This window comes from Pseudolysinimonas kribbensis (assembly GCF_039531715.1).
Classification (GTDB): Bacteria; Actinomycetota; Actinomycetes; order Actinomycetales; family Microbacteriaceae; genus Pseudolysinimonas; species Pseudolysinimonas kribbensis.
Genome location: NZ_BAAAQO010000004.1, coordinates 564152 through 579812, shown reverse-complemented (window position 1 = coordinate 579812; position 15661 = coordinate 564152). Strand labels below are relative to the sequence as shown.

At 71.7% G+C, this 15661-nt stretch carries 15 protein-coding genes; 10 read left to right on the top strand and 5 right to left on the bottom strand.

The window, feature by feature from the left end:
* Positions 1-9: 9 nt before the first annotated feature.
* Complete coding sequence (locus ABD285_RS13370) at positions 10-1023, bottom strand: App1 family protein phosphatidate phosphatase (RefSeq protein ID WP_344202984.1); 1014 nt, start codon at positions 1021-1023, stop codon at positions 10-12.
* A 155-nt stretch (positions 1024-1178) separates the two neighbouring features.
* Here ABD285_RS13370 and ABD285_RS13365 point away from each other — a divergent pair, with 155 nt between their 5' ends.
* From ABD285_RS13365 to ABD285_RS13345, 5 genes are all read left to right on the top strand, one after another.
* On the top strand, positions 1179-1826 hold the full coding sequence (locus ABD285_RS13365) for a TetR/AcrR family transcriptional regulator (RefSeq protein ID WP_284255099.1): 648 nt from the start codon (positions 1179-1181) through the stop codon (positions 1824-1826).
* Positions 1827-1918: 92 nt separating this feature from the next.
* Positions 1919-2824, top strand: coding sequence for an ABC transporter ATP-binding protein (locus ABD285_RS13360; RefSeq protein WP_284255100.1), 906 nt, complete (start codon positions 1919-1921; stop codon positions 2822-2824).
* Positions 2824-3522, top strand: a complete 699-nt coding sequence (locus tag ABD285_RS13355; protein WP_284255101.1) for an ABC transporter permease — start codon at positions 2824-2826, stop codon at positions 3520-3522. Before ABD285_RS13360 ends, ABD285_RS13355 begins: the two co-directional genes overlap by 1 nt.
* Positions 3519-4289 carry an ABC transporter permease gene (locus tag ABD285_RS13350; protein ID WP_344202981.1) on the top strand — a complete coding sequence of 257 codons (771 nt, stop codon included), beginning with the start codon at positions 3519-3521 and terminating at the stop codon, positions 4287-4289. The genes ABD285_RS13355 and ABD285_RS13350 overlap by 4 nt, the downstream gene beginning before the upstream one ends.
* Complete coding sequence (locus tag ABD285_RS13345; RefSeq protein WP_284255103.1) at positions 4286-5215, top strand: ABC transporter substrate-binding protein; 930 nt, start codon at positions 4286-4288, stop codon at positions 5213-5215. The genes ABD285_RS13350 and ABD285_RS13345 overlap by 4 nt, the downstream gene beginning before the upstream one ends.
* Before the next feature lie 26 nt (positions 5216-5241).
* On the opposite strand, the gene ABD285_RS13340 is transcribed toward ABD285_RS13345, so the two are convergent.
* The gene (locus ABD285_RS13340; protein WP_284255740.1) at positions 5242-5901 is read right to left on the bottom strand and encodes a DedA family protein; all 660 of its coding nucleotides are present in this window, start codon (positions 5899-5901) and stop codon (positions 5242-5244) included.
* A gap of 59 nt (positions 5902-5960) precedes the next feature.
* On the bottom strand, positions 5961-6758 hold the full coding sequence (locus tag ABD285_RS13335) for an aminotransferase class IV (RefSeq protein WP_344202977.1): 798 nt from the start codon (positions 6756-6758) through the stop codon (positions 5961-5963).
* 12 nt (positions 6759-6770) lie between these two features.
* On the opposite strand from ABD285_RS13335, the gene ABD285_RS13330 reads away from it, so the two are divergent.
* The 5 genes from ABD285_RS13330 to holA are packed head-to-tail and all read left to right on the top strand — an operon-like array spanning position 6771 to position 14681.
* Entirely contained in the window at positions 6771-7985 is a 1215-nt protein-coding gene (locus ABD285_RS13330; RefSeq protein ID WP_344202975.1) for an anthranilate synthase component I family protein, read from the top strand.
* 39 nt (positions 7986-8024) lie between these two features.
* Positions 8025-10577 carry a leucine--tRNA ligase gene (gene leuS, locus ABD285_RS13325; protein ID WP_344202973.1) on the top strand — a complete coding sequence of 851 codons (2553 nt, stop codon included), beginning with the start codon at positions 8025-8027 and terminating at the stop codon, positions 10575-10577.
* 60 nt (positions 10578-10637) lie between these two features.
* Positions 10638-11279: a ComEA family DNA-binding protein gene (locus ABD285_RS13320; protein ID WP_284255105.1), complete on the top strand. Its 642-nt coding sequence runs from the start codon at positions 10638-10640 to the stop codon at positions 11277-11279.
* 3 nt (positions 11280-11282) lie between these two features.
* A complete protein-coding gene (locus ABD285_RS13315) occupies positions 11283-13634 on the top strand; it encodes a ComEC/Rec2 family competence protein (RefSeq protein ID WP_344202971.1) in 2352 nt (783 codons plus the stop codon).
* 9 nt (positions 13635-13643) lie between these two features.
* On the top strand, positions 13644-14681 hold the full coding sequence (gene holA / locus ABD285_RS13310; RefSeq protein ID WP_344202969.1) for a DNA polymerase III subunit delta: 1038 nt from the start codon (positions 13644-13646) through the stop codon (positions 14679-14681).
* Positions 14682-14712: 31 nt separating this feature from the next.
* On the opposite strand, the gene ABD285_RS13305 is transcribed toward holA, so the two are convergent.
* Both ABD285_RS13305 and rpsT read right to left on the bottom strand, forming a co-directional pair.
* Positions 14713-15186, bottom strand: coding sequence for an NUDIX hydrolase (locus ABD285_RS13305; protein WP_284255108.1), 474 nt, complete (start codon positions 15184-15186; stop codon positions 14713-14715).
* 98 nt (positions 15187-15284) lie between these two features.
* Positions 15285-15545, bottom strand: a complete 261-nt coding sequence (rpsT, locus tag ABD285_RS13300) for a 30S ribosomal protein S20 (RefSeq protein ID WP_284255109.1) — start codon at positions 15543-15545, stop codon at positions 15285-15287.
* Positions 15546-15661: the final 116 nt, after the last annotated feature.

Below are 15661 nucleotides of genomic sequence, written 5' to 3'. Positions count from 1 at the left end.
AGCTCTGCGTTACGCCGGGTCGTTGTCCAGGATGCCGAGCTCCTCGAGCCGGTCGTCGAGTCCGGCACCGTCCGGTGCCGATATCCACGGCACGTGCGCATCGACCGCTGCTCCCGAGCTGCGCCCGCCCGCGAGCACCGCCTCGCCCGCGGTCAGCCGGCGGATCGCCACCGCGCGCACGCTGTCGGGGTGCGCCGCCGCGAACTCGCCGTAGAGCCGCTCGTCGGCCTGCCCGTCGTCGCCGATGAGCAGCCACCGGATGCCGGGGAACTCCTGCGCCAGTCGCGCGAGCGAGTCGTGCTTGTGCTGCGCGCCGTTGCGGAACCACCGGTCGTGCGTCGGACCCCAGTCGGTGAGCAGGAGCGGGCCGGCCGGATAGAGGTTGCGCCCGAGGAACCGGGTCAGCGTCGGTGCGACGTTCCAGGCACCGGTGGAGAGGTAGACGATCGGGGCTCCCGGATGCGCATGGTGCAGCCGGTCGTAGAGCACGGCCATGCCGGTGACCGGTGTGCGCGCGTGCTCGTCGAGCACGAAGGTGTTCCACGCCGCGAGCAGCGGCCGGGGGAGCGCGGTGACCATGACCGTGTCGTCGACGTCCGACACGATGCCGAACCCCTCGCCGGGATCGACGACGAGCACCGGTGCCGCCACCGCGTCGCCGTCCGTCGACACGCGCAGCTCACGCCATCCCGGCTCGAGGTCGATCTCGAGTCGCTGATCGATGACGCCGCCGCGGTCGGCGTGGATCACGTGACGGACGCCGCCCGACTCGACCACCACCTCGGCATCGCGCACCGGCACGCTGACGAAGCTGCGCCAGCCCCGGATGCCCGCCAGCCGATCCGGCGTCGGCCCCGGCCTGCGCATCACCACGCGTCCGAGCACGCGCACCCACCCCGGGCCGCCATAGCCCGTGAACGGCACCACGATCGGCACGAGACCGCGTCGCCGGGCGCGCCGCTCGCGGAAGGCGTGGAACGCATCCTCCAGCCGCGCGGCGATGTGGGGCCTGCGCGACGGCATCGGGCCAGTCTCCCATGCGGCCCGCCGGACGATGAAGGGATTCTCATGTGCCGGCGCGCTGATGTTTCGTCACTCTCCCAGGGCGGGCGCGATACCATCGGTGCACCGGATGGCGGCGCTGGGCAGCCCTTCCGGACACCGGGAAGGACATGGACGTGATCGGCACTCAACCGGCTCCGTCGCGGAGCGAGATTGCGGGCCTCATCCGCAATGAACCGGTGCAGGCGCGCAGCGCGGCCCGCCTCACCGCACTACTGGACGCCGCCGCCGCCGTCATCGACGAGATCGGCTACGAGCGGCTCACGACCGCGATGGTCGCCGAGCGCGCCGGTGCATCGATCGGCACGGTCTACCGCTACTTCCCCGACCGGATCGCCGTGCTGCAGAGCCTCTCCGCACGCAACGCGGACCGCGTGACGGGCCGGATCCTCTCCGACATCGACGACGAGCGTCATGGCGATGCGATGGCTGCGCTGCACGGCGGCATCGCGGCGCTCGTGGATGCGTTCCGCAGCGAGCCGGGCTTCGCCTCGCTCCGCTTCGGCGACGTGCTGGACCTGCGGCCCGCCGAGGGATCGCCGGCCTACGCCGTGCTCGCCGAGCGCATCATCGAGGCGCTCCGGGAGCGGTTCGGCGTCGCCGAGCACAAGGATCTGCCGGTCGCCATGGAGAGCGCGATCGTCGCCATCGACGCGATCGCGGCGCGCGCGTTCGCGCGCGACGCGGGCGGGTCGGCCGCGTTCCTCGGTCACGGCCCCGAGATCAGCGCTCAGCTCGTCGGGGAATATCTGAGCGCACGCTGAGTTTCCTCATGCAGCACGGGTGATCCGCGCTGTCGGTGGGCTCGAATAGTCTTCGGTCACCGACCCACCCGGCAGCGAGGAGCAGACCCGCGATGATCGAGTTCCGCTCCGTCTCCAAGACCTATCAGGACGGCACCGCGGCCGTCGAGGACTTCTCGCTGGAGATCCCCGCACGCCGGATCACGGTGCTGGTCGGGTCGAGCGGTTCCGGCAAGACGACGGTCATGCGCATGATCAACCGCATGGTCGACCCGACCAGCGGCACGGTCGAGATCGACGGCGTCGACGTCGCCACCCGCGAGCCGGTTCAGCTGCGCCGCGGCATCGGCTACATCATGCAGAACTCGGGCCTGCTGCCGCATCGCTCGGTGCTCGACAACATCACGACGGTTCCGCGGCTGACCGGTGTCTCGAAGGCCGACGCCCGCCGACGCGCCTTCGAGCTCATGGAGGTCGTCGGTCTCGAGCGCTCGCTCGCCGATCGCTATCCGAGCCAGCTCTCGGGCGGGCAGCAGCAGCGCGTCGGCGTCGCGCGCGGGCTGGCGGTCGACCCCAACATCCTGCTCATGGACGAGCCGTTCAGTGCCGTCGACCCGATCGTGCGCGACGAACTCCAGCAGGAGGTGCTGCGCATCCAGGCGGAGCTCGCCAAGACGATCGTCTTCGTCTCGCACGACATCGACGAGGCGTTCCTGCTCGGCGATCAGGTGGTCGTGCTCGAGCGCGGCGGCCACATCGTGCAGCAGGGGACGCCGACCGAGATCCTCGCCAACCCCGCGACCGACTTCGTGGCGACCTTCATCGGCGCCGAGCGCGGCAAGCGCCGGCTCGTCGTGAGCGACTCGACCCCGGCGATCGGCGATGACCGGGTGCTGGTCGACGGCGGCGGATACCCGGTGGGCATCATCGCGGCACCCGGAGGCCGGCTCGAGGCCGGCAATCCCAACCCGAAGTCGCGCAGCGTCTCGAACAAGACCGACCAGGCGGGAGACGCCTGATGGACTGGGGATGGATCGGGCGCAACCTCGACCTCATCGGCGGACGCGTGCTGGAGCACGTGGCGCTCACGGCACCGCCGATCGTGATCGGGCTCGTGCTGTCCATCCCCCTCGGTTACTGGGCCAGCCGGTCGCGCGTGGCGCGATCGATCCTGCTCGTGCTCGGCAACATCGTGTACACGATCCCCGCAATCGCGCTGCTGGTGCTCGTGCCGGTGCTCCTGGGCGGTGCGATCCTCGACCCGGTCAACCTCGTGATCGCCCTCACGCTGTACGCGCTGGCCCTCATGGTCCGCAGCGCGGCCGACGCCTTCGCGGCCGTGCCGCATGACGTCGTGTCGTCGGCGACCTCGATCGGCTACTCGGCGTGGCAGCGGTTCTTCGCCGTCGAGCTGCCGCTCGCGGGGCCCGTCCTGCTTGCCGGCATCCGTGTCGTCTCGGTGAGCACGGTGAGCCTCGCGAGCGTCGGCGCCCTGACCGGGATCGAGAACCTCGGCTCGTTCTTCATCGATGCGTTCCAGCGGCAGTTCCTCACCGAGGCGCTCGTCGGGATCGTCGCGGTGCTCGTCGTCGCGGCGGTGTTCGACGTGGTCCTGCAGCTGCTCGGACGGCTGCTCATGCCGTGGAACCGTCGCAACCGTCGTGCCGCCGAGAACCCGGCGCTGCTGCGCACCCCGCCGATCGGTGGTGTCGCATGATCTTCGTGCAGGCCATCGCGTGGATCCTCGACGGCGGGCACTGGGTCGGGCGGGCCGGGGCCGGCAACCCCGCCATCCTGCAACGACTCGGGGAGACCCTCGGCATCTCGGTCATCAGCGTGGCGATCGCGGTCGTCATCGCCGTGCCCCTCGGAGTGCTCATCGGCCACACCGGCCGCGGGCGGCTCGTGGCGATCCTCGCGTCGAACGTCGCGCGCGCGCTGCCGACGCTCGGCCTGCTGTCGATCCTCCTGCTGCTCATCGGCATCAACGCCGTGCCGATCGCCATCGTGCTCGTGCTGCTCGGCATCCCGCCGATGCTCGCGGGCGCCTACGCCGGCGTGGAGGCGGTCAACCGCGACACGATCGACGCGGCGCGTGCGGTCGGGATGACGGAGTGGCAGATCGTGGTGCGGGTCGAGCTCCCGCTCGCGGCGAGCCTGCTGGTCGGCGGGTTCCGCGCGACCGTGCTGCAGGTGATCGCGACCACCACCGTGGCGTCGGCGTTCGCCTTCGGCGGCTTCGGCATCTACCTCATCAACGGGCTCGCCCAGAACGACTTCGTGCAGATGCTCGCGGGCGCGATCCTCGTGACCGTGCTCTGCCTCCTCATCGACGGTGCTCTCGCCGTCGTCCAGCGACTCGTCGCGCCGCGGGGCGTTCCCCGCGGCCCGGCGGATTCGGCTTCGCCGAAGAAGGGCCGCCGGGCATTCCGGTCCGCGGCCGTCACGGGGCCGCGGTCCCTCCAGGAAGGTATGCAGTCATGAAGAAGATCTCCAGAGGCGCGATCGCGGCCATCGCCGCGACGGTGGCGATCGGCCTGACGCTCGCCGGGTGCGCCAACTCGAAGAGCCTGAGCGGCGGCGGATCGGGTGGCGGTGACGGCGGCTCGATCACGGTCGGCTCCGCGAACTTCCCCGAGAACGTCGCACTCGCGTACGTGTACGGGCAGGCGCTCGCCGCGGACGGCGTGAAGGTCAGCTACAAGGTCAACATCGGCGCGCGCGCCGCCTACATCCCGGCGCTCGAGAAGGGCGAGATCAACCTCATCCCCGAGTACGCCGGCAGCATCCTGTCGTTCCTCGACAAGAACGCGAACCAGAAGTCGAGCGATGACGTCAAGACGGCGCTCGACAGCGCGCTGCCGAAGGGGCTCACCGCGACCGATTTCGCGCCGGCCGCCGACTCCGACTCGCTCAACGTGACGCCGGAGTTCGCGCAGAAGAACGGGCTGAAGTCGATCGCCGACCTCAGCAAGCTCTCGTCGGTGACGCTGACCGCCAATCCGGAGTTCGAGACCCGGCCGGACGGCATCCCGGGGCTGAAGAGCGTCTACGGCCTGACGAACATCACGTTCTCGCCGATCAACGACGGCGGTGGCCCCGCGACGCTGAAGGCCCTGCTCGACGGCACGACCCAGGTCGCCGACATCTACTCCACGACGCCGTCGATCCTCGACAACAAGCTCGTGACCCTCGACGACCCGAAGAACCTGTTCGCGTCGCAGCAGGTGGTGCCGATCGGCACGACGAGCAAGCTGAGCCACAAGATCACGGCGCTCCTGAACAAGGTGTCGGCCAAGCTCACCACCAAGGATCTGCTCGAGTTCAACAAGCGGATCAGCGGCGACGAGAAGGCCGACCCGAAGGCGGTCGCCTCCGACTGGCTGAAGGACAACGGCTTCTCGAAGTAACCCGAAGCGGGTCGGGTGGCGCGGAGCTACTCGACCCGCTCGGTCTCGTCGTCGTCCCAGTGGTGAGCCTGGTGGCGCTCGACGAGCTTGCGCACGACGAGCAGCACCACGAGGAAGACGACGACCGCGCCCACGAAGACGTACCCGAGGAAGTGCAGCTGGCCGACCAGCTGTCGATAGCTGCCCGCGGCGAGCGTGCCGAACGTCACATACAGCGTCGCCCAGATGGCGCACGCGGGAGCCGTCCAGGCCAGGAAGCGGCGGTAACGCATCTCGCCTGCCCCCGCGGAGAGCGGCACGAGGGCGTGCAGCACCGGCAGGAACCGCGAGACGAACACCGCGGGACCGCCGCGGCGGCGCACGTAGCGCTCGGCGCGCGCCCAGTTCCTCTCGCCGATCCGCCGGCCGAGCCGGGAGTGCCGGATGCCGTGGCCGAACCAGCGCCCGAGCGCGAATCCGACGCTCTCGCCGGCCAGCGAACCCGCCACCACGGCGACGAGGAGCGCGACGTACTCCACGGGCGACATGACGGCCGTGCTGGCGACGATGACGATGGTGTCGCCGGGGACGACGAGCCCGACGAGGATCGAGGTCTCGCAGAACATGCCGACGGCGGCGAGGAGCGTGCGGACCACCGGGTCGACGTGGTGCACGGTCGCGAGGATCCAGAGCAGCAGCTGATTCACCGCGTCGTTGAACCCCGCGAAGAACGATCCGATGGCCGCCAGGACCTCGCCGAGCCAGGTCATGCCGGCATCACCTCGGGAAGCGGTCGGCGCAGTGCGTCGAGCCGCCGGCGCCACGTCGCGAGGCGCCCCGGTTCGGCGGCGGGCGCGGGACCTCCGGGCCAGCCGGTCACGATCCGGATGCCGTGCAGCGAGTTCAGTGCCCAGATCTCGAACCCGTCGAGGTCGTCGGGCGCGACCCGCTCGTGCCGCACGTCGATGCCGAGCGCCGTCGCGAGCACCACGAGGGCGCCCACGGTGACGCCGGGCAGCTGCGGGATCGCGGTGTCGGGCACGCAGAGCGCGTCGCCGTGCCACCAGGCGAGGTTCGACGTCGTGGTCTCGGCGACCGATCCGTCGGATGCCAGGAGGACGACGTCGTCGACGCCGCCGGTCCGGGCGGTCGCGCGGATCGCGGCGAGAGCGTCGAGGTCCGGTCCCTTGATCGTCGGCGCGGATCGGGGATCGGCGCCGCGATGCGTGGCCAGGGTGATGCCGCGGACGCGTTCGGGCGCCGGGCGCACGCGCAGCGCGAGATCCGGCGCGTCCGCGGTCGTGCCTGCGAGTTCGAGACGCGGGAACCACGCGCCGGTACGGGGGAGGGCGGCGAGCGCGGCATCCCAGAATGCGGCGCCGTCCGTTCCCGCCCGGGCGGCGACCCCCTGCAGGAACCGGTCGCGGTGCGCGTCCAGCCCGAGTGCCGTGCCGTCCTCGAGCAGCCAGGAGTCGGCGACCGCCGGCGACCCCGACGGCAGGGCTTCCGCATCGAGCGGTTCGAGCCGTCCGGCGCGCCACCGGAAGGCGCTCGGCGGACTCATAGGGTCAAGGGTATGCACGGGGCCGCGGAACGCATCCCCCTCGGGACGGACATCCGGCCCGAGCGTCTGTTCGCCGACCTCGCGGCCGAGCACGAGCACGTGTTCTGGCTTGACGGCGGCGTCGGGCGCGTGAGCCGGATCGGCGTCGGCAGCGCCGTCGCCCTGGAGCGGGGTGCGGTGCTGCCGGGCGTTCGAGCCGCGCTCGCCGACGCGCCCGCCGGCCTGGTCGGCTGGCTCGGCTACGAGCTGCGGTCCGAGACCATGGGGATGCCGCCGTCCCGCCCCCCGCGCCTGCCGTCCGCCGCGTTCCTCCGCGTCGAACGCGAGTACGTGGTCGAGTCGCCGGGCCCACCCACGGGCGCCGCGCCGCCACCGGCACGGCACGAGTCTCCGACCGTCACGCGCCGCGACACCGACGCCGCATACCTGGCGAAGATCGCCGCGGCCCAGGAGGCGATCCTCCGCGGCGACGCCTACCTGCTCTGCCTCACGACCGACTACCGCGTCGACGGCCCGATCGACCCGCTCGAGACCTACCTCGCGCTGCGGTCCTCGAGCGCGACCGGGCGCGGCGGCATCCTGCGCACCGGCGGTGTGACCCTGCTGAGCGCGACACCGGAACGCTTTCTGGAGGTCGCCGACGGGATCGTGCGCACCCGTCCGATCAAGGGAACGCGCCGACGGGATGCCGACCCGGCCGAAGACGCCCGGCTCGCCGCCGAGCTGCTCGCCGACGAGAAGGAGCGCGCCGAGAACGTCATGATCGTCGATCTGATGCGCAACGACCTCGGCAAGGTGTGCGCGCCGGGCACGGTCCGCGTGCCGGAGCTGCTCGCCGTGGAGACGCATCCGCAGGTGCATCAGCTCGTCTCGACCGTCGAGGGCCCCCTGGCCGCGGGCCGTGACGCGATCGACGCCATCGCGGCGTGCTTTCCCGCCGGCTCGATGACCGGCGCCCCCAAGCGGCGCGCGATCGAGCTGCTGGACGAACTCGAGGCGGCCGACCGCGGCGCCTACGCGGGCGCATTCGGGCGGCTGGGGCCGGACGGGTCGGCGGAGCTGACCATGACCATCCGGACGATCGTGATCGACGACGCCGGTGCCGGATTCGGCGCCGGCGGAGGGATCACCGTGCTCTCGGATCCCGCCGCCGAGCTCGCCGAGGTGGAGCTGAAGGCCCGGGCGCTGCGGGAGGCTCTGCGAACCCCGGGCGCTGCGGTTCGTTAGGCTGGAACGCCTTCCCCCTCGCGAAACGAGAGTCGTCCCATGCCCGAGCAGAGCGCCCACGACGCGGAGTACGACTTCGCCGCGATCATGCAGAAGTGGGCGGCGCGCTGGGAGGAGCTTCAGCCGTTCACGGTCGACGGCCCGTCGGATTCGCGGCCGCGCAAGTACGTGCTCGACATGTTCCCGTACCCGTCGGGCGATCTGCACATGGGGCACGCGGAGGCGTTCGCGTTCGGCGACATCGTCGCGCGCTACTGGCGTCAGCAGGGCTTCAACGTGCTGCATCCGATCGGGTGGGACAGCTTCGGCCTGCCCGCCGAGAACGCGGCGATCAAGCGCGGCATCGACCCGCGCGAGTGGACGTACGCCAACATCGCCCAGCAGAAGGCGAGTTTCCAGAAGTACGGCAACAGCTTCGACTGGAACCGCGAACTGCACACCTCCGACCCCGAGTACTACAAGTGGAACCAGTGGCTGTTCCTCAAGCTGTACGAGAAGGGGCTGGCGTACCGCAAGGACAGCTGGGTCAACTGGGACCCGGTCGACCAGACGGTGCTCGCGAACGAGCAGGTGCTGCCGGATGGCACGAGCGAGCGCTCCGGCGCGGTCGTGATCAAGAAGAAGCTGACCCAGTGGTACTTCCGGATCACCGACTACGCCGACCGGCTGCTCGACGACCTGAACCAGCTCGAGGGCTCATGGCCGAGCAAGGTCATCGCGATGCAGCGCAACTGGATCGGGCGATCCACCGGCGCCGACGTCGACTTCGTGATCGAGGGGCACCCCGAGAAGGTCACCGTCTTCACCACCCGCCCCGACACGCTGTTCGGTGCGACCTTCATGGTCGTCGCCCCGGATTCCGACCTGGCCGCCGAGCTCGCGGCCGGTTCCAGCCCCGAGGTGCAGGCGGCGTTCGCCGACTACCTCGAGCAGGTGCAGAAGACCAGCGAGGTCGATCGGCAGGACGCGGGACGGGAGAAGACCGGCATCCCGCTCGAACGGTATGCGATCAACCCCGTGAACGGCGAGCGGATCCCGGTGTGGACCGCCGACTACGTGCTCGCCGACTACGGGCACGGCGCCGTCATGGCGGTGCCCGCGCACGACCAGCGCGACCTGGACTTCGCGCTGAAGTTCGGCCTGCCGGTCAAGGTCGTCGTCGACACGAACGCGGCCGTCACGGGCACGATCCCCGTCATCACGCCCGAGATGCTGGAGGAGGGTGCGGAGATCCCGGCTCTCGATCCGGCCGGCACCGGGGTCGCGCTGAACGGCCCGGGCCGGATGATCAACTCCGGCCCGCTCGACGGCCTCAGCAAGCAGAACGCGATCTCCCGCGTCATCGACCTGCTCACCGACGCCGGCACCGGTCGCGCCGCGAAGACCTACCGCCTGCGCGACTGGCTGATCTCGCGGCAGCGATACTGGGGCACGCCGATCCCGATCCTGCACGCCGAGGACGGGTCGCTGCATCCGGTGCCCGAGGACCAGCTGCCGCTCGAGCTGCCGCCCACCGAGGGCCTCGACCTGAAGCCCAAGGGCCAGTCGCCGCTCGGCGCGGCGACGGAGTGGGTGCAGACCACGCTGCCCGACGGCCGGCCGGCCCGTCGCGATCCGGACACGATGGACACGTTCGTCGACAGCTCCTGGTACTTCCTGCGCTACCTCGACCCGCACGACGACACCCGCGCCTTCGAGCCGGCGGATGCGGAGAAGTGGGCGCCCGTCGACCAGTACGTCGGCGGGGTCGAGCACGCGATCCTGCACCTGCTGTACGCGCGCTTCATCACGAAGGTGCTGTTCGACCTCGGCTACGTGAGCTTCACCGAGCCCTTCAGCGCCGTGCTGAACCAGGGCATGGTCCTCATGGACGGCTCGAAGATGTCGAAGTCGAAGGGCAACCTCGTCGAGTTCGCGAGCGAGCTGCGCGAGCACGGTGCCGACGCGCTGCGGCTGACGCTGGCGTTCGCCGGGCCGCCGGAGGACGACATCGACTGGGCCGACGTGTCGCCCACCGGCTCCACCAAGTTCCTCGCGCGCGCCTGGCGCATCTCCGGCGAGATCACCTCGCCGACCGACGTGGAGTGGAAGGGCGGGGATGCCGCGCTGCGCCGTGCGACGCACCACCTGCTCGCCGACGCGCCGGGGCTGCTCGAGGCGTTCAAGTTCAACGTCGTGGTCGCGCGGCTCATGGAGCTCGTGAACCAGATCCGTAAGACGATCGACTCCGGGCCGGGCGCGGCGGATCCCGCGGTGCGGGAGGCGATCGAGGCGGTCACGGTGCTGCTGTCCCTGTTCGCGCCGTACACCGCCGAGGACATGTGGGAGCGGCTCGGGCATCCGGCATCGGTCGCGTTCGCCGGGCTGCGCAAGCCCGATCCGACGCTGCTGGTCGAGGAGTCGGTGACCGCGATCGTGCAGGTCGACGGCAAGGTGCGCGATCGGCTCGAGGTCTCGCCGACCATCGCCGCCGACGAGCTCGAGGCGCTCGCGCGGGCATCGGCCGCCGTCGCCCGGGTGGTGGGCGATCGCGAGATCGTCAACGTGATCGTGCGGGCGCCGCGCGTCGTCAACATCGCGACCCGGAGCTGATCGTCCCCACCCGCTGAGCGCGGCGCCGCCCCCGAGCGCGGTGCTGTCTAGCGTGCTCGAGTGAGCGCGTCTCCGGCACCCGACCCCCGCCGCGCCCGGTTGCGCGCGGGTGCCGGGGCCGCGCTCGTACTCGTGCTGCTGGGCCTCGCGGCGGCCGTGCTCGTGACGGCGCTCACCCCGCACGGCGGCACAACGGTGGTGGCGCCGACGACCGGCGCGGCGCCCGGGTCGAGCGGAGCTCCGCCGGGGATCGTCGCCTCGCCGAGCCCGGGCGTGCTGTACGTGCAGGTGGTCGGCCAGGTCGTGCATCCCGGCCTCTACGAGGTGCGCGACGGCGATCGGGTGATGGACGCCGTCGTCGCCGCCGGCGGGTTCACCTCCTCCGCCGATCGCGCGGGCATCAACCTCGCCCGCGTCGTCGCCGACGGCGAGCAGCTGGTCGTTCCGGCGGTGGGCGAGGCGCCGCCGGTGGGTGCCGGTGCCGGCACCGGGGGTGCCGCCGCTCCCGGCGCGAAGGTCAACGTCAACACCGCCGACGCGACAGCCCTCGAGACGCTGCCGCGGGTGGGTCCGGCGATGGCGCAGCGGATCATCGACTGGCGCACCAAGAACGGACGCTTCCGTTCCATTCAGGACCTGCGCAGCGTGAGCGGCATCGGCGACGCGACCTTCGCACAGCTCGAGCCCCTCGTCACGGTGTGACCGGTGACCGATCTCCGGCTGCTGCCCGCGGCGCTCGCCGCCTGGTTGGTCGCGGGCATCGGCATCGGGCTGCCCGGCTGGGCGAACGGGGTCCTCGCCCTCGGATGCGCAGCCGCGGCCGTCGCCTGCGCGCTCATCGCGCGCGGGGTGCGCTCGGTGCTCGCGCTCGCTGCGATCGCCCTCGTCGGGGGAGCGATCATCGGGGCGGCGGTCGCCGCGCAGGTGCCCGGCCGATCGCCGCATGTCCTCGTGGAGGCCGCGCATTCCGGGCGCACGGTCACGTTGCGGCTCGAGGCGACGTCGCTGGCGACCGCGGGCCGTCTGGCGGCGACCGCGCTCTCCGCCACGGTGGGCGACCAGACGACGACGACCTCGACGCCGGTGCTCGTGATGGGCGAGCCCGAGGACCACGCCCTCGATCGGGTCCGCATCGGCGAGACCCTGCGCATCGACGCCGCGGTGCGCCCGGGCGACGTCGGCGACACGGTCGCGTACCTGGTGTTCCCCCGCGGATCACCGACCGAGGTCGCCCCGCCCCCTGGCATGCTCGAGGCGGCCGATCACGTGCGCGTGGCGCTCGTCCGCGCCACCGCCGGGCTCCCGGGCGACGGCGGCGACCTCCTGCCGGGGCTCGCGATCGGCGACACCGCCCAGGTCTCGCCCCGGCTCACGGCCGAGATGAAGGCGTCGTCGCTCACCCACCTCACCGCCGTGTCGGGTGCCAACTGCGCGATCGTGGTCGGGCTCGTGCTCTGGGCGGCGTCCGCGATCGGGCTCCCGCGGATGGTGCGGCTCGCCGTGGCGCTGCTCGCGCTCGTCGGATTCGTCGTGCTGGTCACGCCGCAGGGTTCGGTGATCCGCGCGGCGGTCATGGCGGCGGTCGCGCTGACCGCCATCGCGCTCGGACGGGCGGGGCGCGGCCTCCCGCTGCTCTGCATCGCGGTGATCGTGCTGCTCACGACGGACCCCTGGCTCGCGCGGGACTACGGGTTCGCGCTCTCCGCGCTCGCGACCGGCGGCCTCCTGCTGCTGGCCGCGCCCATCGCCCGTTCGATCGCGCGCCTGCTGCCGAACCGGCTGGCGCTGCTGCTCGCCGTGCCGATCGCGGCGCAGCTGGCCTGCCAGCCGGTGATCCTGCTGCTGAACCCGGCGCTGCCGGTGTACGGGATCGCGGCCAACCTGCTCGCGGAACCCGCGGCTCCGCTCGTCACGGTCCTCGGTCTGGCGGCGTGCGCAACCGCAGCCGTGCTGCCCGGGCTGGCATCGGCGATCGGATGGCTCGCGTGGCTTCCGGCCTCGTGGATCGCCGCGGTCGCCCGGTTCTTCGCCCACCTGCCGGGCGCCCAGAGCCCGTGGCCGCCCGGGGTGATCGGCATCCTCCTGCTGATCGCGGTGACGGTCCTCGCGCTGGTCGCGGTGCTGGGCGGGTCGCCCGCTCGGCTGCGCCGGCTCGCACGCGCCGCCCTCGTCGTCGGGGTGGTGGGGTATCTCGCGAGCGTCGCGGGCATCCACGTCGTCACGGTGGCGGGACGCCCCGCGGACTGGGAGTTCGGCCTGTGCGACATCGGCCAGGGCGACGCGACCCTCATCCGCAGCGGTGGCGAGATCGCCCTGGTCGACACCGGCCCCGACCCGAAGCCCCTCGCGGTGTGCCTCAGCGACCTCGGCATCGACCACATCGACCTCCTGGTGCTGACGCACTACGACCTCGACCATGTCGGAGGCACCGACGCCGTGGTCGGCAAGGTCGACCGCGCGCTCATCGGACCGCCGAGCGATCCGGGCGACCACCGGCTCGCCTCCGAGCTGCGGGCCGGGGGCGCCCGGGTCGATCAGGTGAGCATCGGCGTGCACGGGGTGCTGGGTGCGCTCCGCTGGGATGTCGTCTGGCCGCCGGATACCGGCGTCGAGCCGGGCAACCCCGCGAGCGTGACGATCACGATCACGCCGGGGGAGGGTTGCCCGGCCTGCCTCTCCGGCATCCTCCTCGGGGATCTGGGCGAGGAGTCCCAGGACCGCCTCCTCGGGCTGATGCATCCGGGCCACGTGGATGTCGTGAAGGTCGCGCATCACGGCTCGGCCGACCAGTCTCCCGAGCTGTACGCGGCACTGCACCCGACGCTCGGCCTGATCGGCGTCGGCGCAGGCAACGACTACGGGCATCCGACCGCGAAGCTGCTCGGCATTCTGACGGCGAACGGCATCCGGCCGCTGCGCACCGACCTCGACGGGATGGTGCTGGTCGCCCCCGGTGCGCAGCCCCACGAGGCGGTGGTCTGGAAGCAGAAGCCGGGCGGAGACGAAGCGACCCTCACCGGACCGGAGCTGACCGCGCGTGACGGTCCGACGAAATAGGCTGGCGGCATGGCGGCTCCGGCGCGACGATCGAGCTCGCGGGGCGCCGCGGCGCCGAAGGCGTCGATCCCGCAGCTGCCCTGGGACCGCGTGCGACCGGCGCCCGTGGTGCTGGTGAGCGGCACCGAGACGGTGCTGGCCGACCGCGCCATCCGGCTGCTGCGCGACACGCTGCGGGCGGAGGATCCGACGCTCGAGGTGTCCGATCTCGACGCGAGCGCGTACGCGCCGGGCGAGCTGATCACGCTGGCGAGCCCCTCGCTGTTCGCCGAGCCGCGTCTGCTCCGCGTCGAGGGTGTCGAGAAGACCGGCGACGCCTTCCTCGAGGAGGCGCTCGCCTACCTCGCCAGCCCGGCCGACGACACGTACCTGGTCCTGCGGCATGCAGGGGGCGTGCGGGGCAAGAAGCTCCTCGATGCGATCCGCGGGGGACTCGGCGGCGGTATCGAGATCGTCTGCGCCGAGCTCAAGCGCGACGCCGACAAGCTCGACTTCGTCGCCGCGGAATTCCAGGCGGCGCATCGCCGGATCACCGGGGGAGCGCAGCGCGCGCTCGTGTCCGCGTTCAGCGACGACCTCGCGGAGCTCGCGGCCGCCTGTCAGCAGTTGCTCGCCGACACCGACAGCGAGATCACCGAGGCGACGGTGGACAAGTACTACGGCGGCCGGGTCGAGACGACGGCGTTCGCCGTCGCGGATGCCGCCATCGCCGGCCGGCATGGTGAGGCGCTGGGGCTGCTCCGGCACGCACTCGCCTCCGGCGCGGACCCGGTGCCGGTGGTCGCGGCGTTCGCGAGCAAGGTGCGCACGATGGCGAAGGTCGCGGGCACGCGCGGGGGGTCGAATCAGCTCGCGCAACAGCTCGGCCTCGCGCCCTGGCAGATCGACCGCGCGCGCCGAGACCTCCAGGGCTGGACCGACGAGGGCCTCGGCCGCGTCATCGAGTCGCTGGCCGACGCCGACGCCCAGGTCAAGGGCGCCGGCCGCGATCCCGTCTATGCCCTCGAGCGCATGGTCGGGATCGTCGCCGCCCGCGGGGAACGGTGAGCACGAGCGGGGCGGCCGAGTTCCCGGTCGCCTACGCCGGCAGGAATCTCGCCGGCCCGTCCTCGAGTGCGGTGTCGATGCGCCAGCGCATCTCGTCCGTCATCGGCGGGAGCGAGTCGAGCCGGTACCAGCCGACCTCGCTCGCCTCGCCGTCGGCCGGATGCGGCGCACCGGAGACGTACCGGCACTCGAAGGTGAGGTCGAGATACCGGCTGCGATCTCCGTTCTCGTACATGATGTCGGGAGTCACCGAGGTCGACGCCAGCCGTGCGACCCGGATGACGACGCCCGTCTCCTCGAGTGCCTCGCGCGCCGCGGCGACCGCCGGCTGCTCGCCCGGATCGATGATCCCCGTGACGGGGGTCCAGGCTCCGTTGTCGGCGCGGCGGATGAGCAGCACCCGCTCCCGGGCGTCATCGAGCACGACAGCCGTGACCCCCGAGAGCCACAGGGGTGCGTGTCCGATCCGCTCTCGCAGCTCGAGCACGAAGTCGGGTACGGCCATCCGTCCACGCTAACGGCACACCGCCCTCGCATTCGCCGTCCCCCGATACGCGAAGGGCCCCGCACCACCCGGTGCGGGGCCCTTCGACGAGAACGTGGTTACAGGCTCGCGACGGCCTTCGAGATCGCCGACTTGCGGTTGGCGGCCTGGTTGGCGTGGATGACGCCCTTGCTCGTCGCCTTGTCGAGCTTCTTGGTGGCGACCTTCAAAGCGGCCGACGCCTTGTCCTTGTCGCCGGCGGTGATCGCCTCGCGCGTGGCGCGGATGGCGGTCTTGAGCTCGCTCTTGACGGCCTTGTTGCGCTCCTGCGCCTTCTTGTTGGTGCCGATGCGCTTGATCTGCGACTTGATGTTGGCCATGCGTGTCCTTACGTCTACTGCGTCGAGTGGAGGTGCCGTTCGCGGTAGAGGGGCGCGATCGGCGAACCGCGCGGTGGGACGCACGGGAAACCAAGGGGCTACGTTACCAGCCAATC

What these genes read in the sequence shown, in the direction of transcription:
- ABD285_RS13370 (WP_344202984.1), bottom strand. Translation starts at nt 1,023, where the DNA reads ATGCCGTCGCGCAGGCCCCACATCGCCGCGCGGCTGGAGGATGCGTTC.
- ABD285_RS13360 (WP_284255100.1), top strand. Translation starts at nt 1,919, where the DNA reads ATGATCGAGTTCCGCTCCGTCTCCAAGACCTATCAGGACGGCACCGCG.
- ABD285_RS13355 (WP_284255101.1), top strand. Translation starts at nt 2,824, where the DNA reads ATGGACTGGGGATGGATCGGGCGCAACCTCGACCTCATCGGCGGACGC.
- ABD285_RS13350 (WP_344202981.1), top strand. Translation starts at nt 3,519, where the DNA reads ATGATCTTCGTGCAGGCCATCGCGTGGATCCTCGACGGCGGGCACTGG.
- ABD285_RS13345 (WP_284255103.1), top strand. Translation starts at nt 4,286, where the DNA reads ATGAAGAAGATCTCCAGAGGCGCGATCGCGGCCATCGCCGCGACGGTG.
- ABD285_RS13335 (WP_344202977.1), bottom strand. Translation starts at nt 6,758, where the DNA reads ATGAGTCCGCCGAGCGCCTTCCGGTGGCGCGCCGGACGGCTCGAACCG.
- ABD285_RS13330 (WP_344202975.1), top strand. Translation starts at nt 6,771, where the DNA reads ATGCACGGGGCCGCGGAACGCATCCCCCTCGGGACGGACATCCGGCCC.
- leuS (WP_344202973.1), top strand. Translation starts at nt 8,025, where the DNA reads ATGCCCGAGCAGAGCGCCCACGACGCGGAGTACGACTTCGCCGCGATC.
- holA (WP_344202969.1), top strand. Translation starts at nt 13,644, where the DNA reads ATGGCGGCTCCGGCGCGACGATCGAGCTCGCGGGGCGCCGCGGCGCCG.
- ABD285_RS13305 (WP_284255108.1), bottom strand. Translation starts at nt 15,186, where the DNA reads ATGGCCGTACCCGACTTCGTGCTCGAGCTGCGAGAGCGGATCGGACAC.
- rpsT (WP_284255109.1), bottom strand. Translation starts at nt 15,545, where the DNA reads ATGGCCAACATCAAGTCGCAGATCAAGCGCATCGGCACCAACAAGAAG.